Source organism: Streptomyces sp. NPDC048637 (assembly GCF_040650675.1).
In the GTDB taxonomy this organism is placed as follows: Bacteria; Actinomycetota; Actinomycetes; order Streptomycetales; family Streptomycetaceae; genus Streptomyces.
Genome location: NZ_JBEZHQ010000004.1, coordinates 141247 through 166088 on the forward strand (window position 1 = coordinate 141247; position 24842 = coordinate 166088).

19 protein-coding genes and 1 tRNA gene are annotated in these 24842 nt (G+C 72.6%); 8 read left to right on the forward strand and 12 right to left on the reverse strand.

Annotation, left to right across the window (positions count from 1 at the left end):
• Window positions 1-7: 7 nt before the first annotated feature.
• Genes AB0C46_RS08065 through AB0C46_RS08085 form a run of 5 tightly spaced genes read right to left on the reverse strand, consistent with a single transcriptional unit; the run spans window position 8 to window position 5240 of the window.
• Window positions 8-880: a glycosyltransferase gene (locus tag AB0C46_RS08065; RefSeq protein WP_362826630.1), complete on the reverse strand. Its 873-nt coding sequence runs from the start codon at window positions 878-880 to the stop codon at window positions 8-10.
• Window positions 881-894: 14 nt separating this feature from the next.
• A complete protein-coding gene (locus AB0C46_RS08070; protein WP_362826632.1) occupies window positions 895-1674 on the reverse strand; it encodes a CDP-alcohol phosphatidyltransferase family protein in 780 nt (259 codons plus the stop codon).
• The gene (locus AB0C46_RS08075; RefSeq protein WP_362826634.1) at window positions 1652-2713 is read right to left on the reverse strand and encodes an iron-containing alcohol dehydrogenase family protein; all 1062 of its coding nucleotides are present in this window, start codon (window positions 2711-2713) and stop codon (window positions 1652-1654) included. Before AB0C46_RS08075 ends, AB0C46_RS08070 begins: the two co-directional genes overlap by 23 nt.
• Window positions 2701-3438, reverse strand: a complete 738-nt coding sequence (locus AB0C46_RS08080) for a phosphocholine cytidylyltransferase family protein (RefSeq protein WP_018090622.1) — start codon at window positions 3436-3438, stop codon at window positions 2701-2703. The genes AB0C46_RS08075 and AB0C46_RS08080 overlap by 13 nt, the downstream gene beginning before the upstream one ends.
• Window positions 3435-5240: a DUF5941 domain-containing protein gene (locus AB0C46_RS08085; RefSeq protein ID WP_362827006.1), complete on the reverse strand. Its 1806-nt coding sequence runs from the start codon at window positions 5238-5240 to the stop codon at window positions 3435-3437. Before AB0C46_RS08085 ends, AB0C46_RS08080 begins: the two co-directional genes overlap by 4 nt.
• Before the next feature lie 547 nt (window positions 5241-5787).
• On the opposite strand from AB0C46_RS08085, the gene idi reads away from it, so the two are divergent.
• Window positions 5788-6399 carry an isopentenyl-diphosphate Delta-isomerase gene (idi, locus tag AB0C46_RS08090; protein WP_362826636.1) on the forward strand — a complete coding sequence of 204 codons (612 nt, stop codon included), beginning with the start codon at window positions 5788-5790 and terminating at the stop codon, window positions 6397-6399.
• Here idi and AB0C46_RS08095 read toward each other — a convergent pair.
• The 3 genes from AB0C46_RS08095 to AB0C46_RS08105 form a co-directional block, all read right to left on the reverse strand.
• On the reverse strand, window positions 6374-6865 hold the full coding sequence (locus AB0C46_RS08095) for an ATP-binding protein (protein ID WP_208680120.1): 492 nt from the start codon (window positions 6863-6865) through the stop codon (window positions 6374-6376). The two genes, idi and AB0C46_RS08095, sit on opposite strands and share 26 nt — an antisense overlap.
• 355 nt (window positions 6866-7220) lie before the next feature.
• Window positions 7221-7294, reverse strand: a tRNA-Met gene (locus tag AB0C46_RS08100).
• An 86-nt stretch (window positions 7295-7380) separates the two neighbouring features.
• Window positions 7381-9024 (reverse strand): ABC-F family ATP-binding cassette domain-containing protein, encoded by a 1644-nt coding sequence (locus AB0C46_RS08105; RefSeq protein WP_362826637.1) that lies wholly within the window; start codon window positions 9022-9024, stop codon window positions 7381-7383.
• Window positions 9025-9079: 55 nt separating this feature from the next.
• On the opposite strand from AB0C46_RS08105, the gene AB0C46_RS08110 reads away from it, so the two are divergent.
• Window positions 9080-9850 (forward strand): enoyl-CoA hydratase-related protein, encoded by a 771-nt coding sequence (locus AB0C46_RS08110; protein WP_362826639.1) that lies wholly within the window; start codon window positions 9080-9082, stop codon window positions 9848-9850.
• A 42-nt stretch (window positions 9851-9892) separates the two neighbouring features.
• On the opposite strand, the gene AB0C46_RS08115 is transcribed toward AB0C46_RS08110, so the two are convergent.
• Window positions 9893-10537, reverse strand: a complete 645-nt coding sequence (locus AB0C46_RS08115; RefSeq protein ID WP_362826640.1) for a DJ-1/PfpI family protein — start codon at window positions 10535-10537, stop codon at window positions 9893-9895.
• 62 nt (window positions 10538-10599) lie between these two features.
• Window positions 10600-11571 carry a GlxA family transcriptional regulator gene (locus AB0C46_RS08120; RefSeq protein WP_362826642.1) on the reverse strand — a complete coding sequence of 324 codons (972 nt, stop codon included), beginning with the start codon at window positions 11569-11571 and terminating at the stop codon, window positions 10600-10602.
• Window positions 11572-11786: 215 nt separating this feature from the next.
• On the opposite strand from AB0C46_RS08120, the gene AB0C46_RS08125 reads away from it, so the two are divergent.
• From AB0C46_RS08125 to AB0C46_RS08145, 5 genes are all read left to right on the forward strand, one after another.
• Window positions 11787-12656 carry a hypothetical protein gene (locus AB0C46_RS08125; protein WP_362826644.1) on the forward strand — a complete coding sequence of 290 codons (870 nt, stop codon included), beginning with the start codon at window positions 11787-11789 and terminating at the stop codon, window positions 12654-12656.
• Window positions 12657-12900: 244 nt separating this feature from the next.
• Window positions 12901-15378, forward strand: coding sequence for a Tex family protein (locus tag AB0C46_RS08130; protein ID WP_362826646.1), 2478 nt, complete (start codon window positions 12901-12903; stop codon window positions 15376-15378).
• A 156-nt stretch (window positions 15379-15534) separates the two neighbouring features.
• The gene (locus AB0C46_RS08135; RefSeq protein WP_362827008.1) at window positions 15535-16929 is read left to right on the forward strand and encodes a hypothetical protein; all 1395 of its coding nucleotides are present in this window, start codon (window positions 15535-15537) and stop codon (window positions 16927-16929) included.
• Window positions 16926-18851 carry an ATP-binding protein gene (locus AB0C46_RS08140; RefSeq protein ID WP_362826648.1) on the forward strand — a complete coding sequence of 642 codons (1926 nt, stop codon included), beginning with the start codon at window positions 16926-16928 and terminating at the stop codon, window positions 18849-18851. The genes AB0C46_RS08135 and AB0C46_RS08140 overlap by 4 nt, the downstream gene beginning before the upstream one ends.
• A gap of 389 nt (window positions 18852-19240) precedes the next feature.
• Window positions 19241-20497 (forward strand): Cmx/CmrA family chloramphenicol efflux MFS transporter, encoded by a 1257-nt coding sequence (locus AB0C46_RS08145; protein ID WP_362826650.1) that lies wholly within the window; start codon window positions 19241-19243, stop codon window positions 20495-20497.
• A gap of 93 nt (window positions 20498-20590) precedes the next feature.
• On the opposite strand, the gene AB0C46_RS08150 is transcribed toward AB0C46_RS08145, so the two are convergent.
• Window positions 20591-22600, reverse strand: coding sequence for an FUSC family protein (locus AB0C46_RS08150; protein ID WP_362826652.1), 2010 nt, complete (start codon window positions 22598-22600; stop codon window positions 20591-20593).
• A gap of 244 nt (window positions 22601-22844) precedes the next feature.
• Window positions 22845-23372 (reverse strand): TrmH family RNA methyltransferase, encoded by a 528-nt coding sequence (locus AB0C46_RS08155; protein WP_362826654.1) that lies wholly within the window; start codon window positions 23370-23372, stop codon window positions 22845-22847.
• Window positions 23373-23640: 268 nt separating this feature from the next.
• On the opposite strand from AB0C46_RS08155, the gene AB0C46_RS08160 reads away from it, so the two are divergent.
• Window positions 23641-24681 carry an FAD-dependent oxidoreductase gene (locus tag AB0C46_RS08160; RefSeq protein ID WP_362826656.1) on the forward strand — a complete coding sequence of 347 codons (1041 nt, stop codon included), beginning with the start codon at window positions 23641-23643 and terminating at the stop codon, window positions 24679-24681.
• Window positions 24682-24842: the final 161 nt, after the last annotated feature.

The following is a 24842-nucleotide window of genomic DNA, read 5'->3' on the forward strand; positions in this document are numbered from 1 at the left end:
GAGCTTGTCAGATGACGGGAGGGCGGCCCAGTCGGGTCAGTCGCCAAACGGTAGCCCACTTCATGGGGCGCCTGGGACCGCACGGCGTGACCCAGCCCTCCTTGAAGCCGCCCAGCCAGGCCCGCAGCGCCGGTCGCGACGGCCGGCGGGCGAGGGTGAGCAGCAACCAGACACCGAGATAGACCGGAACCAGCAGGGCGGGGAGGTTGCGGCGGGCCAGCCACACACGGTTACGGGCCACCATCCGGTGGTAGACCGCGTGCCGGGCCGGTGCCGTCGTCGGGTGGTAGAGGACCATGTCCGACCGGTAGTCGATCTGCCAGCCCGCGTCCAGTGCCCGCCAGGCCAGATCGGTCTCCTCGTGGGCGTAGAAGAAGTCGTCGGGCAGCCCGCCGACCTCCTCGAAGACATGCGTGCGGACCGCGTTCGCACCACCGAGGAAGGTGGTGACCCGCGACGACCGCATCGGGTCCGCGGCGCGCAGCCGCGGGACGTGCCGACGCTGGGTCTCGCCGGTGTCCGGGTCCGCGATCCGGAAGCTGATGATGCCCAGCTCAGGGTCCGCGGCAAAGGCCTCGCGGCACAGCTCGGCGGTGTCCTCCCTGGCCAGGAGCCCGTCGTCGTCGAGGAAGAGCAGCCCGTCGACGTCACTGCCGCCGGGGCCGAACGCCTCGATGCCGACATTGCGGCCGGCCGGGATGCCGACGTTCTCCGGCAGCTCGACGGTCCGTACGCCCTCGGGGAGCTCGGGCAGCGGCGAACCGTTGCCGACGACGACGATCTCGATCGGGTCGCCGTTCTGCTTGGCGACCGAGTCCAGCAGCGCGCGCAGCTCCTCGGGGCGGTTGCCCATGGTCAGGACAACCGCACCGAGTCGCATTCGGGACGCCCCCGTCACTTGAGCCTGCTGGAGGCGAGGATGGACACGAGGTGGAGCAGGGTCTGGAGGATCGCGATACCGGCGAGCACGGCGACGCCGAGACGGGAGAAGAACAGGTCGCCCCTGATCGTGTCCAGGACCGCCAGGACCAGGATCAGCAGGGACGCCTCGATCCCGAGGACGAGCCGGTGGAACTTCAGCGCCGCGGCGGCCTTGCGGGCCAGCGCCATTCCGGACGACCGCGGCTCGGACGCCGCTTCCTTGACCGGCGGCAGCCCGCCCTGGTGACGGGCGACACCGACGAGGTCGGTCTCGGCCTTGATCAGGATGGCGCCGAGGGCGGCGAGGGTGCCGAGGAAGGCCCACAGCCAGTCGATCCGGCCGGAGCCCCACAGGTCGGCGGCGCGCAGACCGAAGCCGACCAGCACCGCGGCGTCGCACAGGTAGGCGCCGACCCGGTCCAGGTACACCCCGCCGAGCGAGAACTGCTTCTTCCAGCGGGCGACCTCGCCGTCGACGCAGTCGAGCAGCAGGTACAGCTGGACCATCAGCACGCCGAGCACGGCGCCCGCGATCCCCGGCACCAGCAGTGCCGGGGCGGCGAGGACGCCGAAGACGGTCATCAGGTAGGTCAGCTGGTTGGGCGTGACCTTCGTGTTCACCAGGTGCCGGTCGATGCGCAAGGAGATCTCGCGCATGTAGAGGCGACCGCCCCAGTGCTCACCGCTGCGCCGGTCCTTGACACCCTCGGGGTGCACGACCGGGCGGAGTTCAGCTACTGACGGCTTGTGCATAGTCGGCGTAAGCGTCCCTGATCTGGTCGGTGGACAGGTCGAGGTGCTCCAGGATGGTGTAGCGCCCGGGGCGGGTCTTGGGTGCGTACTCGACGGCCTGGACGAACTCCTCGTCCGTGAAGCCGATCTCGCCCGGCGTGACCGGCAGACCGTGCCGGCGCAGCACCTCGACCATCAGGTCCCGGGTCTCCTTGTCCCCGCGCAGATGCGTGGCGAAGGCGGCGCCGAGGCCGCACTGCTCGCCGTGGCTCGCCGCACGCTTGGGGTAGAGGATGTCGAGCGCGTGGTTGATCTCGTGGCAGGCGCCGGACGCCGGGCGGCTGTCGCCGGCCACCGACATCGAGATGCCGGTGAGGACCAGACCCTCGGCGAGCACCTGGAGGAAGGGGTCGTCGCCGACGCCGCCCGGGTGCCGGAGCACGGCCTCGCCGGCCTGGCGTGCCATGGCGGCGGCCAGTCCGTCGATCGCCTCTCCGGTCTCACGGTGGGAGAGCTCCCAGTCCGCGACCGCGGAGATGTTGGAGATCGCATCGCCGATGCCGGAGCGGACGAACCGGACCGGGGCCTCGCGGATGATGTCGAGGTCGATCACCACGGCGATCGGGTTCGGCACACCGTAGGAGCCGCGGCCCGCATCGTTGTCCAGCGTGGCGACCGGCGAGCACAGACCGTCGTGCGACAGGTTCGTCGCGACGGCGACCAGCGGCAGGCCGATCCGCGCGGCGGCGAACTTGGCACAGTCGATGATCTTGCCGCCGCCCAGGCCCACGACCGCGTCGTAGTGCCCCTTCTTCATGGCGTCGGCCAGCTTGATCGCGTCGTCCAGGGTGCCGCCGCCGACCTCGTACCACTCGGCGCCGGGCAGCGCGGGCGACAGCCGCTCGCGCAGCCGCGCCCCCGAGCCGCCGCTGATCGCGATGGCGAGCTTGCCGGACGCGGAGATGCGCTGATCGGCCAGCAGGCCCGCCAGGTCGTCCAGGGCGCCGGCGTTGATGTCAACGACGACCGGGGACGGGATGAGGCGGGTCAGTACTGGCATGCGATGTCACGGCCCTTCGCCAGGTCGTCGTGGTTGTCGATCTCGACCCACTTGACGTCGCCGATCGGGGCCACGTCCACCTTGAAGCCGCGGTTGACGAGCTCCTGGTAGCCGTCCTCGTAGTAGAGGTCGGGGTCCCGCTCGAAGGTGGTCTTCAGGGCGTCGGCCAGCTCCTCGGCCGCCGAACCCTCGATGAGGGTCACGCCGATGTACTCACCGGTCGCCTCGGCCGGGTCCATCAGCTTGGTGATCTTCTGGACGCCCTTGGCGGGGTCCACGATGACCTTCATCTCCTCGTCGGCGAGCTGCTTGACGGTGTCCAGCGCGAGGATGATCTTCTGGCCGTTGCCGCGGGCGGCGAGCAGGGTCTTCTCGACGGAGACCGGGTGCACGGTGTCGCCGTTGGCGAGGATCACATCGTGCTTGATGGCGTCACGGCCGCACCACAGGGAGTAGGCGTTGTTCCACTCCTCGGCCTTGTCGTTGTCGATGAGGGTGAGCTTGAGGCCGTACTTCTGCTCCAGGGCCTCCTTGCGCTCGTAGACGGCTTCCTTGCGGTAGCCGACGATGATCGCGACCTCGGTCAGGCCGATCTCGGCGAAGTTGCCGAGGGTCAGGTCGAGGATGGTCGTGTCCCCGTCGACCGGCACCAGAGCCTTGGGCAGGGTGTCGGTGTAGGGGCGCAGACGCCGTCCGGCGCCGGCAGCCAGCACGAGGCCGATCATGCGGGTTCTCCTTCATCGTGTACGGCGGGTGCTTGGGAGGACACCCAGAAGCGGATGCTCTCGATGAGCACCAGCAGCGCCAGGGCCACAGCAAGGGCCGTCAGCGCGATTGTGAAACCTGAGGGGGACAGCGCGGCGGCGAGGACAGTGACCACGAGGATCCGTCCCTCATGTCCGCCGGTCGCCCGGACCAGCCACCGCGGAGGGGCTCCGGTGCCACCGCGGATGCGGTAGACCGTGTCGTAGTGATGGTAGGCGACCGCCGCGACCAGCCCGTACGCCGCGGGCAGCGCTCCGGGGACATCCGCGCGGGCGGCCAGCACCAGGATGGTGACGTACTCACCGGCCCGGAAGAAGGGCGGCACCAGCCAGTCGAGGGCGCCCTTGAGCGGCCGGGACACCGCCGCACCGGCCAGCAGCGCGGAGCAGAGGGCGACGCCGACGGTGAGCCAGGACGCGGGGTCGTTCTCGAAAATCACCCAGACCAGCAGCACCGCGGCCGAGAGAAACGCCATAGCGGGCGCCAGGTAGGAACTGGTCCTGCCGCGGCCGCGCGCACCGGCGGCGATCAGCTCGGCGAGCGGCCCGGAGTCGGCGAGGTCGGCCAGTGCCTGGGCGGCGCGGTCGGTGCGCCGGGCCCGGCGGGTCAGCGAGCGCAGCACCCGGCCGGCCGTGGTGTAGCAGGCGGCCAGCGCACAGCCGATGAGCAGGGCGTAGAAGACGATGCGCGGGGTGGTCAGCGCGGTGAGCACCGCGATCATGGCCCAGCGTTCGCCGATCGGCAGCACGATCATCCGGCGCACCCAGACCGTCCAGCCGACGCTGTCTAGCTTGCCGGAGAGCGCGGCGGTGGGGCTGGTGTTGGCGGTGGCGTCGTGGTTCGCCTCGTTGAAGGAGAAGTCGACAACGTGGCGGCAGGTCATCAGGACCATCGCGCCGAGCGCCAGCGCCCAGACGTCATCGCCGCCCCGGGCCGCACCCAGGGCGAGGCCTGCGTAGTACGCGTACTCCTTGGCCCGGTCGAAGGTGGCGTCGAGCCAGGCGCCCATCGTCGAGTACTGCAGGGAGTAGCGGGCGAGCTGCCCGTCGGTGCAGTCCAGGACGAAGGAGAACAGCAGCAGGAAGCCGGCGGCGATGAAGCCGCCACGGGTTCCGGTGGCCGCGCAGCCGGCCGCGATCAGCGCGGTGAGCAGCGACGCGGTGGTGACCTGGTTGGGGGTGAGCCCGCGCCGCGCGCACCAGCGAGCGAGGTAGCGGGAGTACGGGCTGATGCAGTAGGTCGTGAAGAACCCGTCGCGGGACTTCACGGCGGTGCGCAGCCGTACGGCCTCGTCGTCGACGGCGGCGACGGCCTCCCGTGCCTCCTCGCGCTGTGCCGGGGTGAGCGCGACGGTGGCGACCAGGCTGCCCAGCTCGACGCAGTGCAGACCGGTCTCCTCGCGGTCGAGGGACTCGGTGAGGGTGTCGGTGAGGACGTCCGTGAGGTGGGCGGTGCCGGCGCCGACCGGGATCCTGCCGACCGCGCGGGCCAGCGCGGCGCGGGCCGCGGGCTGCGCGGTGAGCACGCCGGGCACGGCCGCGGCCGGGTAGCGGGGGTCGGTCAGCGCCAGCCGCAGGGCGTGCAGATGGCCGACGAAGCGGGGATCGACGACGGCGACCCGCTCCTGGGCGGGCACCGCGTGGATCAGCTCGGCGGCGGCCGCGGGATCGTTCGCCGTACGGACGTCAAAACCCAGCGTGCGCAGGTCGGCTTCGAGCGGCGACCCGGCGACCGGCGGACCGGTGAGGATGGCGGTCGACAGACGAACTCACTCCTTGGATGCTGACAAGGCAGCGCCGGTCCGTCCGCATTCGATACGAACTACCCGGGCAGCGGGCGTGGCACACCTCGTCCCTGGGAGGGCCGGGTGGCACGTCGGCAGAGGCTATCGGATCGCCGGATGCGGCCGTTCACCGCGCATTCACCGCACGATCGAGTGACCGACGGCTGCGCCTGCCGCGATCATCATGGTGGATCGGGTGGCCCATGAACAACTGGCCCGGGGGCCCGGGACCCGATCCGGTGCCGGTTATGAGAGGGCTGGTCACAGGGCGGGCGGGTTGCGCCGTGACCGGTGTGGTGAGAGCCATCGCAGGTCCGGGGACGCTCGCCGTCCGCCGGTGCCGGCAGCGCGCCGCGCGGCGCCCGCCGCGCCGGGGACAGGGCGCGCGGCAGGGGATGTGGACCATCTCACGGCAGGCGCGCTCCATGGCCGGCGCGCGGGCATGTTGCGCCGCGCACCCGCTGTGCCGGTGATGCGGACCCGGCTAGGGCAGACTTGGCGTCGAAGACCGACGACAAGGATGGGCATGCCGATCACACCTGCCAACGGACAGACCGCCGGGGACCCGGCGGTGAGCACACCGGGCGGCACCGCCGAACCGATCATGCTGGAGCTGGTCGACGAGGACGGTACGACGATCGGCACCGCGGAGAAGCTCGCGGCCCACCAGCCCCCCGGGCAGCTGCACCGGGCCTTCTCGGTCTTCCTCTTCGACGAGAAGGGCCGGCTGCTGCTGCAGCGCCGGGCGCTGGGGAAGTACCACTCCCCCGGTGTGTGGTCCAACACCTGCTGCGGACATCCGTACCCGGGCGAGGCGCCGTTTGCGGCCGCCGCCCGCCGGACCGCGGAGGAGCTGGGCGTGGCGCCCTCCCTGATGGCCGAGGCCGGCACGGTCCGTTACAACCATCCCGACCCGGCGTCCGGCCTCGTGGAGCAGGAGTACAACCACCTGTTCGTCGGGCTGGTGCGGGCCGAGACGGCGCCCGACCCCGAGGAGATCGGCGAGATCGCCTTCGTGACGCCGGATGAGCTGGCCGAGCGGCATGCCGAGGCACCGTTCTCCGCATGGTTCATGACCGTGCTGGATGCGGCGCGGCCGGCGGTGCGCGAGCTCACAGGAGGAGCGGCGGGCTGGTAACCGGCGGGGTGAGCGGCAGCTCGGCCCAGATGGCCTTGCCGCCGTTCCTCGTGTGCTCGACACCGCATTTGCCGCCCACCTCCGCGGTGAGCGTCTTGACCAGCCACAGCCCGCGGCCGCCGAGATCACCCTGGTCCGCCTCCAGTGCCTTGGGGCGGTAGGGGTGGTCGTCCTCGACCGCGACCCGTAGCCAGTTCGCCCCGAGGGTGACCTGTACGGCGATCTGGGGCGAGAGCAGGGCGGCGTGCCGGACGGCGTTGGTGACGAGTTCGGAGACGATGAGCAGCAGGCCGTCCATGATCGCGGCGGCGACGGGCACACACTGTTCGGCGAGCAGATCCCGGACCGCGTGCCGTGCCTGCGGCACCGAGGCCTCCAGTGCCGGGGCGGTGAACCGCCAGACACCTTCGTACGCGAGCGGGGAGGTCAGCTCTTCGGGGGGTTCTGCAGGGGGTCCGGAAGGCATCCTCACAGGAAGAGTGTTGGGAATGCATTGGTCCGGACCGGCCTGCTGAACACAAGTCAGCATCTATCGACGCCTTACGGCCGATTCCGAGTGGTTCGCGCGGCTCGGAGACCGGACCTGTTCCCTTTGAGCTGCGTTCCCGGCCGGCCAGGCAGGGGCCGCCGTACGGTCCTCGCCATCGGCCGCCCGGCGGGGGAACCGGATCCGGCCATCCTGCCTCCTCGGCCGTGCCGATGCCCCGGCGACGGCCGCATCCGGCGGAACGAGCAGGCCGGTAGCCGCCGACGCGGCCCCTTGGGCCACGCAGAACAGCAGGCCCGGTGCCTGAGCACCGGGCCTGCTGTTCTGTCTTCAGTAGCGGGGACAGGATTTGAACCTGCGACCTCTGGGTTATGAGCCCAGCGAGCTACCGAGCTGCTCCACCCCGCGTCGGTGAACACCACAGTACGGGTCGGCGGCCTCAGGGCCAAATCGATGATCACCACAGGTGCCGCGGGCCGCCGGTCCCGGTGTCCTCACACCGCCCGGTCGGTGACCCGTCCGGCGTCGACCTCGATCCGGCGGGTGGTGTGGACCGCTTCGAGCATCCGGCGGTCGTGCGTGACCAGCAGCAGGGTGCCCGGGTAGGAGGCGAGCGCGGACTCCAGCTGTTCGATGGCCGGCAGGTCGAGATGGTTGGTCGGCTCGTCCAGGACGAGGAGGTTGACCCCGCGGCCCTGGAGGAGGGCGAGAGCGGCCCGGGTCCGCTCCCCCGGCGACAGGGTGCGCGCCGGGCGCAGTACATGCGCCGCCTTCAGCCCGAACTTCGCGAGCAGGGTGCGCACATCGGCGGGCGACAGATCCGGTACGGAGGCCCGGAAGGCGTCCATCAGCGGATCGTCGCCGAAGAACAGCCCGCGTGCCTGGTCGACCTCGCCGACCACCACCCCGGGGCCGAGCGTCGCCTGCCCGGCGTCCAGCGGGAGCCGGCCGAGGAGGGCGGCGAGGAGAGTGGACTTGCCGGAGCCGTTGGGGCCCGTGATGGCGACCCGGTCCGCCCAGTCGATCTGCAGGTCCACCGGGCCGAAGCGGAACTCGCCGCGCCGGACCCCGGCACCGCGCAGGGTGGCCACGACCGCGCCGGCCCGGGGCGCGGCGGCGATCTCCATCCGCAGCTCCCACTCCTTGCGCGGCTCCTCGACGACGTCGAGACGCTCGATCAGGCGCTGGGTCTGCTTGGCCTTGGCGGCCTGCTTCTCGGTGGCCTCCACCCGGCCCTTGCGGGCGATCTTGTCGTTGTCCGGGGCCTTGCGGCGGGCGTTCTTGACGCCCTTCTCCATCCAGTTGCGCTGGGTGTGCGCGCGGGTCTCCAGCGCGGCCTTGGTGTCGGCGTACTCCTCGTACTGCTCACGCGCATGGCGCCGCGCGCGCTCACGCTCCTCCAGATAGGAGGTGTAGCCGCCGCCGTAGGTGTTGACCTGCTGCTGGGCCAGGTCCAGTTCGACGACGCGGGTGACCGTACGGGTCAGGAACTCGCGGTCGTGGCTGACCAGGACGGTGCCGGCGCGCAGCCCGGTGACGAAGGATTCCAGCCGGCCGAGGCCGTCCAGGTCGAGGTCGTTGGTCGGCTCGTCCAGCAGGAAGATGTCGTAACGGGAGAGCAGCAGTGAGGCGAGCGAGGCGCGGGCGGCCTGGCCGCCGGAGAGCGTGGTCATCGGCTGGTCGAGGCCGATGGTCAGGCCGAGCTGGGCGGCGGTCTCCTCGGCGCGTTCGTCGAGGTCGGCGGCGCCCAGTGCCAGCCAGCGCTCCAGCGCGGTGGCATAAGCGTCGTCCGCGCCGGGCTTTTCCTCGACCAGCGCCTGGGTGGCGGTGTCCAGGGCGAGCTGGGCGTCGGCGACACCGGTGCGGCGGGCGAGGAAGGCCCGTACGGTCTCGCCCGGACGGCGGTCGGGCTCCTGGGGGAGATGGCCGACGGTCGCGGTGGGCGGGCTGAGCCCGAGCGTGCCCTCCTCCGGGGTGTCCCGACCGGCCAGAAGGCGCAGCAGCGTGGACTTGCCCGCCCCGTTAGCGCCGACGAGGCCGATCACATCCCCGGGGGCGACGACCAGATCGAGGCCGGAGAACAGGACGCGCTCGCCGTGGCCGGCGGCGAGATCTTTGGCGACGAGAGTTGCTGACATCAGGCCGCCGATCGTATCCGGCCGGGCCCCTGGCGGTCGCTCTAATATCCGGGGCATGGAACCCGGTCTGAAGACGCATGTCAGCGACGGCACAGTAACCGTCACCATCAGCAACACCGGCAAGCGGAATGCGATGACGGTGCAGATGTGGCGGGACCTGCCGCCGCTGCTGGAGCGGCTGGCGGGCGATCGTTCCGTCCGGTCGCTGGTGCTGACCGGCGACGGCGGGACGTTCTGCGCGGGTGCGGACATCGGCTCGCTGCGGGATGCGGCGGGTGAGTCGCAGGGCCTGGCGGTGGCGGCCGAGGAGGCGCTGGCGGCGTTCCCCGGGCCGACGCTGGCGGCGATACGCGGCTACTGCGTGGGGGGCGGTGCCCAGTTGGCGGCCGCCTGTGATCTGCGGTTCGCGGAGGAGGGTGCGCTGTTCGGGGTGACGCCGGCCAAGCTCGCGGTGGCCTATCCGGCGTCCGCCACCCGGCGGCTGGTCCGGCTGGTCGGGCTCTCCGCGGCCAAGTACCTGTTGTTCTCCGGGGAGTTGATCGACTGTGCGCGGGCGCTGCGTACGGGCCTGGTGGACGAGGTGCTGGCCGAGGGTGAGCTGGGCAAGCGGGTGGCGGAGTTCTCGGCCGTCCTCGCGAGCCGGTCGCTGCTGACCCAGACCGCGGCGAAGGAGCTGGCCAACGGGACCTGGGACGTACCACCTGCCGAGGCCGAGGAGCGCGGCGCGTACTGGGCCGGGCAGGCGCGCGCGAGCGGCGACACCACGGAGGGTGCCGCCGCCTTCCTGGAGCGCAGGGCGCCGCGCTTCACCTGGCCCACGGGCTGACACCCGGGCGGGCGCCGGGGAGCCGGGCGGTGGCTGCCGCCGCTACTCCTGCCCGGCCAGCACGGTCCGGCCGCGCTCCCGCAGCGCCGCGGTGACCTCGGCCGGCGCCTTGTCCGGGGAGCCGGCGTCATAGGGCGGCTGGGGGTCGTACTCGATGCCGAGCTGGATCGTCTGGGCCACGGTGTCCCCGGCGATCCGGCCGGCCAGCGCCAGCCCCATGTCGATACCGGACGAGACACCGGCCGCCGTGACGTACTTGCCGTCGAAGACCACCCGCTCGCCGGTCGGCTCGGCGCCGAGGCCGGGCAGCTGGTCCAGGGCCAGCCAGTGGGAGGTCGCCCGGCGCCCCTTGAGGAGTCCGGCGGCGCCGAGGAGCAGCGAACCGGTGCACACCGAGGTGGTCCAGGTGGTGTGGGCGTCCACGGCGCGGATCCACTCGCGCAGCGGGCCGTCCGTCATGTGCGCGAGCTGCCCCGGGCCGCCGGGCACGACGAGGAGGTCCGGCGCGGTGACCTCGGCCAGCGTGGCATCGGCGAGCAGCCGGAGCGAGCCGAGGTCATCGCGGTACGGGCCGGTGCGCTCGCCGACGAACACGGCCTCCGCTCCCGGCAGTCGGCTGAGGGTTTCGTAGGGGCCGATGGCGTCCAGCGTGGTGAAGCGGTCGTAGAGAAGGATCGCGAGCTGCATATCCGGTTCCTGTCGTCGGTGGGTGGCGGCCGGCGCGGTGGGTTCGTGGCGGCCGGCGTGGTTCAGGCGGTGGGTACGGGTGCGCCGGCCGGCCGGAAGCGGCGGCGGTATTCGGCCGGGGAGGCGCCCAGGACACGGAGGAAGGCGCGGCGCATCGCCTCGGGGGTGCCATAGCCGCAGCGGCGCGCCACCTGCTCGATGCCGTCGGTGGTGTCCTCCAGGCGCCGGCGGGCGGCCTCCAGCCGGACCCGGTCGACATAGCGACCCGGCGTCATGCCGGTCTCTTCGCGGAACGCCCGGGCGAAGTGCCGCGGGGAGAGCCTCGCGCGCTCCGCCAGGGCGTCGACGGAGAGGTCCGCCTCCGGGTTCTCGGTGATCCACTGCTGGACGTCGCGCAGTGGCCGGCGCTGTGCGGTCTGGGCGGCGAGCTGGGCACTGAACTGGGTCTGGTTGCCCGGACGCCGCAGGAAGACGACCAGGTGCCGGGCGATGGTCAGCGCGAGGTCCCGGCCGAGATCCTCCTCCACCAGGGCCAGCGCCAGATCGATACCGGCGGTCACGCCCGCGGAGGTGGCCAGGTCGCCGTCCCGTACATAGATCGGCTCGGGTTCGACGTGCACCGCGGGGAAGCGCTCGGCGAGGGTGCCGCAGAGCATCCAGTGGGTGGTCGCCCGGCGGCCGTCCAGCAGCCCGGCCTCGGCCAGCAGCAGCGCTCCGCTGCACACCGAGACCTTCCGCCGGGCGCGGGGGGCGTTGTCACGCAGCCAGTCGATCAGCCGGGGGTCGGGGGTACGGGTGCCCTGGCCTCCGGGGACCAGCAGGGTGTGCGGCGCCGTGGCGGCGGCGAGGCTTTGGTCGGGAACGAGCGTCAGCCCGCTGGTCGTGCGGACCGGAGCACCGTCAAGACTGGCGGTGCGGATCCGGTAGGCACCCGGCACTCCCTGGGCCGCACCGTTGAAGACGTCGACCGGTCCACAGACATCGAGGGCCTGCACACCGTCGAAGAGAACGACGAGCACTTCGCGCTGTTCCATACCGTCCATCCTGGACAGCGGCGGGGATGGCGGCAATGACGGAAAACCCACCTTTCCTGCCATCGGGCGGCGGGCCGGCTGCACGGGGCGAAGGCGCCCAGCACGGCGGCCGCTGGGTGCGCCCGCCGCGGCGTCCGGACGGCCGGCGGCCGGGCGACGACCGGTGTCCGGGCCCCTGGAATTTCCCCATACCGACGGGTCGGTACCCTGCCCCCATGACCTCTTCCAGTGCACTGCCCGAGAAGGCCGGCCGCACCTGCCACAACGTCGTCAACCCGTTCCACTCCACGCACTACTTCGCGCCGGAGCTGTCCGAGGAGCTGGCGAAGCTCGGTATCGAGAACCGCAGCGCCTGCTACTTCGCCTGCCGCGGCGCGGCCATGGGTGCCGTGGGCCCCGGCACCGTCACGGCCACCTTCTACAACTTCAAGCACGAGCTCATCGCCCAGCACGTCCCGCACGTCTGGACGGTCACCACACCGCAGAACGTGCTCGACGCGCGGCTGCGCGCCACGGACGCCACGCTGCGCCGGCTGCTCGGCCCCGAGGCGGTCGACTCGCCGGAGATGGCGGAGGCGGCGAAGCTGGCGCTGCGCGCCGCCGAGGCCTGCACCCGCCGGGCCCGGCCGCTGTACGCCGCGCACGCCGATCTGCCGGTGCCGGAGGCCCCGCACCTGGCCTACTGGCACGCCGCGACGCTGCTGCGCGAACACCGCGGCGACGGCCACCTGATAGCGCTGCTGGACGCCGAACTGGACGGGCTGGAGGCGCTGGTCACCCACACCGCCAGTGGCCGGGGAATGAGCCACAAGGGCGTGCTGGCGACCCGTGGCTGGTCGGAGGAGGACTGGCAGGACGCGCAGGAGCGGCTGCGGTCGCGGGGGCTCCTGGACGACGGGGGCGAGCTGACCGAGGCCGGAGTCCTGCTGCGCAAGGAGCTGGAGCGGAAGACCGACCGGCTGGACCGGGCCCCGTACGAGCACCTGGGCGCCGAGGGCGTGGCCCGGCTCACCGAGCTGGCGACCGGCTTCACCACCACCGCCATGGACGCCGGGGCGTTCCCCGCGGCACTGTTCGGCAAGTGATCCGGCACGTGATGACACGTTCTGGTGCGTAAGCCTCTCTCGGGGAGCAACGCCCCGCGGGCGCCGGGGTGTGGGTACGCCGTCGCGCACCCCGGCGCCCGGGGTGTCCGCCACGCCCCGCCCGGCTTCCGGGCGGACGAGGGCACTTCACGGACACCCCGGCGGCTGGGCGGCGCGACAGTCCGGCCCGCCACCCTGCACAATGCAGGCTCAAGCAAGCGCTGGAAGGCGGGTCTGGATCAACGTGACGGCATCCACTGAGCCCATCGGGGCCCTCGGGTCCATCGAAGCGAGGATCGCCGGGGAGCTCGGCGTCAAGGAGCGGCAGGTGAAGGCCGCGGTCGAACTGCTCGACGGTGGCTCGACCGTCCCGTTCATCGCGCGCTACCGCAAGGAAGCCACCGAGATGCTCGACGATGCGCAGCTGCGCTCGCTCGAGGAACGGCTGCGCTATCTGCGGGAGCTGGAGGAGCGGCGGACCGCGATCCTGGAGTCCGTACGGTCCCAGGGCAAACTGGACGCCGCCTTGGAGGCGCAGATCCGCGGCGCCGAATCCAAGGCGCGGCTGGAGGACATCTACCTCCCGTTCAAGCCCAAGCGGCGCACCAAGGCACAGATCGCCCGGGAGGCGGGCCTGGAGCCGCTCGCCGACGGGCTGCTGAGCGATCCGTCGGTGGAACCGGCCGCGGCCGCCGCGGCGTTCGTGGACGACGGCAAGGGCGTCGCCGATCCGGCCGCCGCCCTGGAGGGCGCGCGGGCCATCCTGACCGAGCGGTTCGGCGAGGACGCCGACCTGATCGGTGAGCTGCGCGAACGCATGTGGTCGCGCGGGCGGGTCGCGGCGAAGGTGCGCGAGGGCAAGGAGGAGGCCGGCGCGAAGTTCGCCGACTACTTCGACTTCGCCGAGCCGTTCACCGAACTGCCCTCGCACCGGGTGCTGGCGATGTTCCGCGGCGAGAAGGAGGAGATCCTCGATCTCACCCTGGAGCCGGAGGGCCCGTCGGCAGCCACCGAGGGGCCGAGCTCCTACGAGCAGTCCATCGCGCACCGCTTCGGGGTCACCGACCGGGGCCGTCCGGGCGACAAGTGGCTGCAGGACACCGTCCGTTGGGCCTGGCGCACACGCGTTCAGGTGCACCTCGGGATCGATCTGCGGCTGCGGCTGCGGCAGGCCGCCGAGGACGAGGCGGTACGGGTCTTCGCATCGAATCTGCGCGATCTGCTGCTGGCGGCGCCCGCCGGTACGCGCGCCACGATGGGCCTGGACCCCGGTTTCCGTACGGGCGTGAAGGTCGCCGTCGTGGAGGCGACCGGCAAGGTGGCCGCCACGGAGACCATCTACCCCCATGTACCGCAGCAGAAGTGGGACGCCTCGCTGGCCACGCTGGCGAAGCTGGCCCGCGAGCACGACGTCGAGCTGATCGCGATCGGCAACGGCACCGCGTCCCGCGAGACCGACAAGCTGGCGGCCGATCTGATCGCCGCCCAGCCGGAGCTGAAGCTGACGAAGGTGATGGTCTCCGAGGCCGGTGCCTCGGTGTACTCCGCCTCCGCGTTCGCCTCGCAGGAGCTGCCCGAGCTGGATGTGTCGCTGCGGGGCGCGGTGTCCATCGCCCGCCGGCTGCAGGACCCGCTGGCCGAGCTGGTCAAGATCGACCCGAAGTCGATCGGCGTGGGCCAGTACCAGCACGATCTGTCCGAGGTGAAGCTGTCGCGTTCGCTGGACGCGGTGGTCGAGGACTGTGTGAACGGTGTCGGGGTGGACGTCAACACCGCGTCCGCGCCGCTGCTTTCGCGGGTCTCCGGTATCGGCTCCGGCCTCGCCGAGAACATCGTGACGCACCGGGACAACAACGGCCCGTTCCGCTCCCGCAAGGCCCTCAAGGACGTGGCACGGCTCGGCCCGAAGGCGTACGAGCAGTGCGCGGGCTTCCTGCGGATCCGGGGCGGCGACGACCCGCTGGACGCCTCCAGCGTGCACCCCGAGGCGTACCCGGTAGTGCGCCGGATGGTGAAGTCGGCGGGTGCCGGGGTCGGTTCGCTGATCGGCAACACGACGGTGCTGCGCACCCTGAAGGCCGCGGACTTCGTCGACGACTCCTTCGGTCTGCCGACGGTGAGCGACATCCTGCAGGAGCTGGAGAAGCCGGGCCGCGACCCGCGCCCGGTCTTCAAGACCGCGACCTTCAAGGAGGGCGTGGAGAAGATCGGCGATCTGCAGCCGGGGATGCTCCTGGAGGGCGTGGTGACCAATGTCGCCGCCTTCGGGGCGTTCGTGGATGTGGGCGTCCACCAGGACGGTCTGGTCCATGTCTCGGCGATGTCGAAGACCTTCGTCAAGGACCCCCGGGATGTGGTGAAGCCGGGCGACATCGTGCGGGTGAAGGTGCTCGATGTCGACATTCCGCGGAAGCGGATCTCGCTGACGCTGCGGCTGGACGACGAGCACGGCAAGGGCGCGTCGGCCGGCGGCGGCGAGCGGCGCGGCGGCGGCGAACGCCGGGGCGGCAACGGCGGCGGAGCGCGCGAGGGCAGCCGGGGCGGCAACGGCGGCGGACCCCGCGAGGGCGGCCGGGGCGGCGCGCCGCGGCAGCGGCAGGGCGGCGGCAGTCCGCGCGGCGGGGACCGCCGGGGCGGCCGCGACGCCGGACCGGCCAACGACGCGATGGCGGACGCCCTGCGGCGGGCCGGGCTCCTGGGCAAGGACCGCGGCGGCCGCTGAGGAACATGCCGGTGTCCGGCGGCGGCGGGCCGGGTCCCGCTGCCGCCGGTCCCCCGGCCGCCACCCACCTCATTCACCGCCCGCCATGATCCGTTGTCAGTGCCTCCTGATACCAAAGGAGGCAGCTGAGAACGGGGGCGGGACGTGGCGTACGACATGACGACGGCGGGGCACCGGCCGGTGGTCGACCTGACCGACCGGCGGGCCCTGGAGGCCTGGCGGCCGGCGGATCCGGAAGTGGTCGCGGAGGCGCGGCGGCTGAAGGAAGCCGCGCTGCTGGATTTCGGGCTGACGGATTCCGTGGTGGCGTCCTGGATCTATGCGAAGTGCCACCACCAGATCCCTACGACGGCCGTGGCGACCGCTGCCGTGGTGGCCTCCGGGGACGGCAGCTGTCCGCTGCTCTACAACCCCGGCTTCTTCGTCCGACTGGGCCTGGAGGGCGTGAAGTTCGTCCTCTTCCACGAGGCGCGGCATCTGGTGCACCGCCATCTGTTCGCCGATCCCGAGCTGCGCGCCGACCCGGTCTTCACGCTCGCCGCCGAGGTCGCCATCAACCATGTCGCCCTGGTACGGCTCGGCCGCAAGGAGCTGCCGCAGCTGGACGGCCGGCCCACGGGCGTCGACCCGCGCGAGATCCATCGGGACTATGCCGCCGATCTGACGGCCCAGGGGCTCGAACCGCTCCGCTATGCCGCCTTCGTCGAGACCGACATGACCGTGTTCTCCGAGCTCAAGCGCATGCGGCAGCCCCCCGTCCCCACGGTGCCCTGTGCCCATCTCACGGACCCGGAGACGGCGGACGGCGATCAGCGGACCCTCGACGAGACGGTGTCCTCCGCGCTGGTGAACTCCCTGCTCGCGGCGCGGCGCGGACACCCGGGCGCGGAGCGGGAGCTGCTCGATCTGATGGACCGTACGGACGGCACCTCGGAGCATGCGACCCGGGTGTGGGGGCGGCTGGGCGCGGGGGCGCTGCGCGGCGCGACCCCGCGGACGGCGAAGGTCGACTGGTGGCAGCGCTGGCTGGTCGATGTCCTCGCATCCAAGCTGCGGGAGGGCGAGCGGCTGGTCTATCCGAAGAAGCGCGGCGCGCTGCTGGCCGCACTGGGCCACGATCCGATGCTTTCGCGGCGCGGCCCGGTGCGGGAGAAGAACCTCGTGATCGCGTATGACACCTCGGGTTCGATGCCCGACTCGGTGGTCGGCTGGCTGACGGAGCTGGTGGGCGCGATCGACGGGGTGGCCGCCCACTGGCTGTCGTTCGACGCCGTGGTGATGCCGTTCCGCCCCGGCGAGCGGGTCTACGGCGGCGGGGGCACGAGCTTCCAGGCGGTGGCCGACTACGTCGAGGGCCGCACGCCGGTCGACGGCCGCCACTTCGAGGAGATACCGGACGCCGTGGTGATGCTCACCGACGGCTACGCCCCGCACCTCACCCCCGCCGAGCCGGACAAATGGATCTGGCTGATCACGGCGGGCGGCGACGACTGGCCCGACCACCACACCCCGCCGATGGCCTGCCACCGTGTGACGACAGGAGACCGATGAGCACGACCACGCCGACCGCGGCGCCCATGGTGACCGCGGCGACCGCACCACCCATGGTGACCGCGGCGACCGCGCAGACCCCGCCGGCCCGCCCCGCGGGATGGCGGCCCAGCGCCACCTACCCCGAGCCCCCGGAGGGCTGGACGGGGGTGTCCCGGCTGGAGTCGTTCCTCGACGCGATGATCGACATGGGTCAGACCGGCCAGATCTTCGGCGAGCACGGCATCGGCAAGACGGCCACCTTCTTCTCCCATCTGCCCAAGGCGTACCCCGATGCCGAGCTGGTCTTCGTGCCGGCCGCCAATCTCACCCCAGACGATCTGCTCGCCAACGCGCCGGTGCGCGACGCCGGAAGCGGGGAACTGGTGCTGCGGCAGCTGGTGATGAGCCAGCTGCGGCCCGGCAGGCCGTTCGTGCTGCTGATCGACGACTCGCTGCAGGCGGGTGCGACGATCCAGTCGCAGCTGATGCAGATCGCCTGCAACTGGACACTGGGCGAGTACGACCTGCGGGAGCTCGGCTGCATCGGCGTCTTCCTGACGGACAATGAATCGCTGGCGGAAACGGCGGCCCGGCGCAGCGATCTGGCCGTCCTGGACCGCATGGTGACGATCCGGATCACCGCCAACGACACGTCCTGGCGGCACCAGCTCGCGGCGAAGTACCGCGACTGGGATCTGCGCGAGGTCTTCACCCTGTGGGCCACCCTCGCCCCGGCCCTGCGTGAGCTGCTCTCCCCGCGCACCCTCGACCACATCCTGGCCAATGCCCAGGAGGGCTTCCCGCTGCGCTGGGGGCTGCCGCTGGTCAACGGCGAGCGGCTGCGGCTGGCCGAGCAGAAGGACAACGGCAAGCCGGGCAAGGACCGTACGACCGAGATATTGGACCGGATCGCGGCGGCGGTGGGCGCCGCCAACCCCGCCACGATCCCCGATCCGGTGCGCGCCGTGGTGCGCGCGGCGCTGCGCAACCGCTGGTCGGTGCTGCTGCAGGGGCCGCCCGGGTGCGGCAAGACGGAGCTGGTCCGCGAGACCGTCCGCGAGGGCCTCGACGGGCGCGAGCCGCTGTACTTCTCGATGCCGGTGACCAATGTCGAAGACCTCTGTGCGCCGATCCCGACCACCGACGGCTCACTGGACAATCTCCTGGCCGGCTCGTTCCTGGGTCCGGAGCCGAAGGTGATCGTCTGGGACGAGTACAACCGCCCCAAGGACAAGGCGGCGTTCGCCAAGCTGATGGAGATCACTCAGGAGTGGTCGCTGGCCGGGCGCCGGATCGAAAATCTGCGGGCGCAGATCGCGGTGCAGAATCCCCCGTACCACCTCGGCCGCAAGCTCCTGGTCGCCCGGAACAACATCGCGCAGGCGACCCGCTTCACCGCCTCGCTGACCATCGAGCCGGGCGACATCCCGGCCAACGAGTGGCTGATCGCGAAGTACGGTGCCGTCGCCGAGACGGTCCTGGAGTGGTGGAAGCACGACATCGACGAGGACGGCCGGGCCTGGATCACCAAGCGCACCATCGAGCGGCTGATCAAACTCCACCAGCGGGGGCTGCCGTTGGAGATGGGCACGGTCTATCTCGGCGACGGCGAATACGCTCCGGTGCCGCTGACCGCCCTGCTCGACCGGCTCAGCAACCGCCCCGTCACCGGTCTGCGGGAGCTGGCCCAGGAGGTCGACGCCTGGGAGGCACGGCTGCGGACGGCGGCGCGCACCTCGAGTGAGGGCTCGAACGACAGCGATCTGGTCCACCAGGTCCTGGCCAACGCGGAGTTGTCCCAGCTGAAGCAGCATCAAGCGGCGGTGGCCCGGCTGGTGGCCCTGCTCCCGCCGAAGCTGCGTTCCACCTATCTGGTGGGCGCATCGAGCGATGCCCAGCGATTCTGGATCGAGGTCTTCGCACTGATACCCCGCGGCTGAGGCGGTAGGGCAAGGCAGTCGGCGGTGCCGCCGCCGGCTGCCGTCGCCGAATTGCGTGGACGGGGCCGGCCGGCTCGATTAATCTGCCCGCATGTCCAGCCCCGAGGCGTCCAGACGCTAGCCACCGGTCGTCCGGTGGCTCCTTGTGCTGTCTCACGGTCGCGCCGTCTCGTTGTCGCGCCGCGCCACCCGGCACATTCCCCTGCCATCGGATCGCCGAAGTACGGGCTTTTCCTCGCCTGACTATGCGTCACTTCCGTGACGCCCCAGGTACTTTCGCGCGGCAGCCACGCGTGCCCGGCTGGACGGTCTCTCTTCGCCTCGCCATGGGCACCGCTGCGCCTGCCGCCGCGCCGTGTCGATCCACCATGTGGTTGCGGAGTGTTGCTGTGCCCTGCGTTCTCTATCTGCTCGCCCTTGCGGTCTTCGCCCAAGGCACCTCCGAGTTCATGCTGTCCGGCCTCCTTCCGGACATCGCCCGTGATCTCCCTGTCTCGATCGCCGACGCCGGCGCCCTGACCTCGGCCTTCGCCGTGGGGATGGTGATCGGCGCACCGCTGCTGGCCCTGCTGAGCCTGCGCTGGTCCCGCCGTCGTGCGCTGCTGACCTTCCTGGTCACGTTCCTGCTCGTCCATGTCCTCGGCGCGGTCACCCCTCACTACGGGGTCCTGCTGGCCACCCGGGTCGTCGCGGCGCTGGCCAACGCCGGTTTCCTGGCGGTGGCGCTGGCGACCGCGACCTCGATGGCCGCCCCCGACGCCAAGGGCCGCGCCACTTCCGTCCTGCTCGGGGGCACCACCCTGGCGTGTGTCGCGGGCGTGCCCGCCGGTGCGCTGCTCGGTGAACTGTGCGGCTGGCGCTCGGCGTTCTGGGCGGTGGCCCTGCTCTCGGTACCCGCCATCCTCGCGATCCTGTGGTCGGTACCGGCAGGCTCCGCACCGCGGTCCGTCGAGGGCGGTCCCCGCGTACGCGCACAGCTGCGCGCCCTGCGCAGCCCCCGGCTCGTGGTGCTCCTGCTCCTCGGCGCGCTGGTGAACGGCGCGACCTTCTGCACCTCCACCTATCTCGCACCACTGGTCACCGAGGTCACCGGATTCCGCGCCGGCTGGGTGCCCGCCCTGCTGGCGCTCTTCGGCCTGGGCGCGTTCGCCGGGGTCAGCGCCGGCGGCCGCCTGGCCGACGCCCGGCCCGTCCGGCTCCTGGTGATCGGCGGACCGGCCCTGCTCGCCGGCTGGATCGCGAGTGCGCTCACCGCCGGGAATCCCGTGGCCGTCCTGGTACTCCTCTTCGTCCAGGGGGCGCTGTCGTTCGCCGTCGGCTCCACCCTCGTCTCGCAGGTCCTCTATGCGGCGACCGGGGCACCGACCCTGGGCGGCGGGTTCGCCACGGCGGCGCTCAACGTGGGCGCGGCGCTCGGCCCCTGGTGCGGCGGCGCCGCGCTCACCGCGGGCCTCGGCCACCGCTCGCCGCTGTGGGTGAGTGCCCTCCTGACGGCGCTCGCCCTCGTCGTCGCGGGCCTGGCCCGGGTGACGCGCGGTGGGCCGGTCACCGCCCCGGACGGTTCGGGCCGGCCGTCTCCTACGGACGCCCCCGCGTCCTGCCCCCGGGCAGCCGGCGAATCGGCGGACGGCCGACGGGTCGGATGAGCCGCCGGTGGCCCCTTCCGTGACGGCCCTGCGGGAGCCGCGCCCGCTCCCTCTCCCGGCGCAGGACGGCTCGCGCCCACTGCGGGCCTCGGTTCAGCCCGTCCCCGCGTACCCCCGGATCCGCTCCAGTTCCACGGCCACATCCGTGAGCGTGGCGCAGTCCGGAACCGGCGGGAGGTCAGGGCCGGGCAGGCCGCCCTCGGGCGGCCGGCGCGGGTCCTCCAGGGCGTCGGCCATCGCCGACAGCGCCTGGCACAGCCCCTCGGCCTCGGCCCTGCTCGGGCGGTGCGCGCCATGGTCGAGGCGGACCGCACAGGCGGTCGCGGCGTCCACGATGCGTTCGGCCGCGGTGACGACGGTCAGCCAGTCGGGGTTGCGGTCGCGGGCGGCGACGAGTTCGGCCGCGGCGGTCTCCGCCGCCGCTCTGGCCTCCCCCAGCGCCCGGTAGGCCGCGCGGCGCAGCGCCAGCCGCCGGGTGGGGTCCGTGCTCGGTTCCGACTCGAGTACGTGCCGCAGGAACTGCTCGGTGCTGCGCAGCGCCGCGGTGACGCGATGCCCGACCCGGCGGCGCGGGTCGGCGAGCCGTGGCAGATGTCCGACGACAAGGACGATCCCGCAGGCGATGGAGGTGTCCACGATCCGCTCGGCGGCGGCCTGTGGATCGCCGCCGGCATACACGAACGACAGCACCATGAGGGTGATCGCGACGGTCTGCAGGGCGAAGTGACGGGTGGCGAACGGCAGCAGCGCACCGCCCGCGCCCGCCACCAGTGCGGGCCACCACCAACCGGTCAGCAGCAGGCCCGCCCCGGCGAAGACCAGCACGCCCGCGACGGTCCCGGCGAAGCGGTTGACCGTACGGGAGAAGAGCGGTCCCAGGTCCGGTTTGACGAGGAAGGTGACGGTCACCGGGAGCCAGTACCAGTGTTCGGCGCGGAGCATCAGGGCCACGGCGGTGCTCGCGGCGATGCAGACGGCGACGCGCAGTCCGTAGTCCCGCCCGGCCGGCCCGAACAGGCCGCGCCCGCGCCGGGTCCGCCCGCCGACGGCACCCAGCGCCCCGCGGACCACGGCCACGGGCCGGGCCACCCAGGCGGGACGGCCCGGCGGGGACGGTGCCGGCTCCGCCCGCGGCGGCGACTCCGGCTCCCGCCGGGCGAAGGCGACCACGGCGTCCAGCAGGGCCTGGTCGAAGGCGCCACGCGCGGCGGTGCTGGTCTCCGGGGCGGACAGCCGGCCCGGCGGCCGCCCGGTGCGCAGGGCTTCGGCGAACCTGCGGGGGCTCTCCGCCACCCGGGACGGCAGCGGGCGGGCCTCCCACAGCAGCGCCACGCTGGCCTCGCACAGCGCGGTGGCCGCGGCGAACCGCTCGGTGAGCAGCCGTTCTTCCGTACGGGCGGGCCCGCGCAGCAGCCGACTGGTGAGGCGGCGCAGCCGCAGGGCCTCGTCGGCACGGTCCAGGGCGGCAGTGAGCCGGCGCCTGGCGGGCTCGGCACCGGGCCCGCCGACCGCGCTCAGGGCGTCGGCGAGCGCGTCGAAGACCGTGGCGACCGCGGCCCGCTCGCCGCTGAGCGCACCGCCCGCGGGACGGGGTGAGCGCAGGACGAGCCGCAGCAGAAGCAGCCACAGGCAGCCGGCGAGGACATAGAGGGCCTTCGCCCAGGGCGCGCCGGGCAGCGGCATCCCGGCGCCCAGGATGGTGGTGGCCAGCATCTGCATCCCGGCGTTGGAGCGCACCGGCCCGGCCACGCTGCCCGCACCGGAGAGGAAGCCGACGGCGAACAGCGCCGGAATCAGCCACCAGCCCGCGTCGGCCGCCCGCAGCGAGGCGCCGATCAGCATGCCGAGCGACGAGGCGAGGGCGGGCAGTCCGATATGGACGATGCCGGTGCGCCGGGTGCCGGGACGGTCGTTGACCCCGGCGAGCATCGAGCCGAGTCCGGCCAGGACGCCGGGCGCCGGGTGGCCGGTCGCGATACCCGCGCCCAGCAGCGGCCCCGCACACAGCGCACCGCGGGCAACGGCCGCCCAGGGTACGGGCAGCCGCTGCCAGCGGAAGGGGTGGGCCAGCCAGGCGGGCACGGCGCGCGGCGCGCGGAGCATGAGCCTCCTCAGACGACGGCGTACGGACGGACGACAAGCGGGATCCGAGGGGCGACATCGGCCAACGGTGCTGCTACCAGCCTAAGGTCCGGAATGGTCCACACCACTGCCGCGGGGTTACCGCAAGATCAAGAACGCATGGCGGGCGGGCGGCCCGGCTCCGCACCGGACGCCCTCTCCCGCTCCGCCCGTCCCGGTGGACGCCGCCCGTCACCGGAACACCGTCCCGTCCACCGGCCCCGGCTCACCACAGCCCCGCAAGCCGGTACAGCACCAGCGACCCCGCCACCGCCACATTCAGGCTGGCGCCGGTCCCGACCATCGGGATCTCCACCACCTCGTCCAGCAGATCCAGTGCCTCGGGCGGAATCCCGTGCTGCTCGTGCCCGAGAACCATCACCGTCGGCTCGCGCGCCGCCGGCAGATCCGCCAGCCGTACCGCCTCGTCGGCGAGTTCCACCCCCACCACGCGCAGCCCCCGTGCGCGCTGCCGCTCCAGCCAGCCCACCGGATCACCGGTCCAGTGCACACAGGCGGGTCTGCGGAGCGTATTGCCGCGCTCCAGCGCCTCGGGCACCCAGGGGAACCGCGGCACGGTCAGACAGGCGCCGACCGCATCGCAGGTGCGCAGCAGGGTGCCGAGGTTGGCGCCGTGCAGCGGCCACAGCGGTGCGGCGTAGAGGTGGTCCCAGCACGAGTGGGCGCGCGGCCGCCGGGTGCGGCGGAGTTCGCCGGGGGTACGGGTGCGGAAGGCGGGCGCGGCCGACGGCACGGGCGCGGGCCCCCGGCGCCGCGCACGGCCGCTCATCGCTCTGCGGAGGCGGCCCTCCGGAAGCCCTTGGTGGCGGTGCGGAACTGCGGCAATGTCTGCATCATCCAGGGCGCTTGGCGGCGCGCCCGAGCCATCGTCGTCCGGACCGTCACCCGGCCCGGCTGTTCTCCGAAGCCGCCCCGTTCCGGCGCGGCCGCACCAGGCTAGGACGCCGCTCGCCTGCTGTCCTCCCCTTTTCCGCGCCCGCCCGACCGGTTAGCGTCCCGGCATGACGAGCAATACGGAGGGCCTGGACATACAGGTGGTCGGCGGTGGCGTGATCGGGCTGACGTCGGCGATCGCACTGGCCGAGGACGGGCACCGGGTACGGGTACTGAGCCGGGACGCGGCCGACGACACGACCTCGGCGGTGGCGGGCGGGCTGTGCTGGCCGTACCGCATCCGGCCGTACGAGCGGGCGGTGGAGTGGTCCGTCCGCTCCTTCCAGGTGCTCGCCGCACTCGCCCGGCGCCCGGAGGAGACGGGCGCCCGGATGGTGACGGGCACGATGACGGCCACGACGGGCGGCGGCCGGGGCGCATCGGCGGAGGCGGGCGACGGCGCCGACGACGGTCTGGCCGCCTGGTACGACGCGGTGCCCGGGTTGCGGCGGGCGCGGGCGGAGGAACTCCCCGAGGGCTACGAGGCGGGGTGGCGGGCCCGTACTCCCCTGGTGGACATGCCGGCCCATCTCCGTTACCTGGAACAGCGGTTGACGGCCGCGGGCGGGGCCGTGGAGCGGCGCGAGGTCACCTCGCTGGAAGAGGCCGGAGCAGCGGCGGACATGGTCGTGAACTGCTCGGGGCTCGGCGCGCGCGAGCTCGTGCCCGATCCGGAGGTCCAGCCGGTCCAGGGGCAGTTGGTGATCGTCGAGAACCCCGGCATCGACGAGTGGCATGTGGCCGCCGACGCGGGGGCGGCGGACACCACGTATCTGCTGCCGCAGCCGTACGGTCTGGTGCTGGGGGGTACGGCGCGGGAGAACGCCTGGTCCCGGGAGCCCGATCCGGCGGTGGCGGAGGCCATCGTGGCGCGCTGCGCGCGGCGCTTCCCGGAGCTGGCGCGGGCCCGGGTCCTGGCGCACAAGGTGGGGTTGCGCCCGGCCCGCCCGGCGGTGCGGCTGGCGGTGGAGCGGCTCTCCGGCGGCGTACCGTGCCTCCACAACTACGGGCACGGCGGTGCGGGCGTGACCGTGGCGTGGGGGTGCGCGGACGAGGTGCTGCGGAGGGTGCGGGCCGTCCGGGAGGACCGCGGACCGGTGCGCCGGTAACCACGGCGTGGCCTTCTCCTGGCCGTGAATCCGCCGCGAATCCGCCGCGAATCCGTATCTCTGTCCGCTCCTGGCCGTTCTCTCCGTAGTCACACTCGTGTCCACCTGGGGGAATACACCGATGCCAGGCCGGAAACCCGCCCGATCGGTCCAGCAGCGCG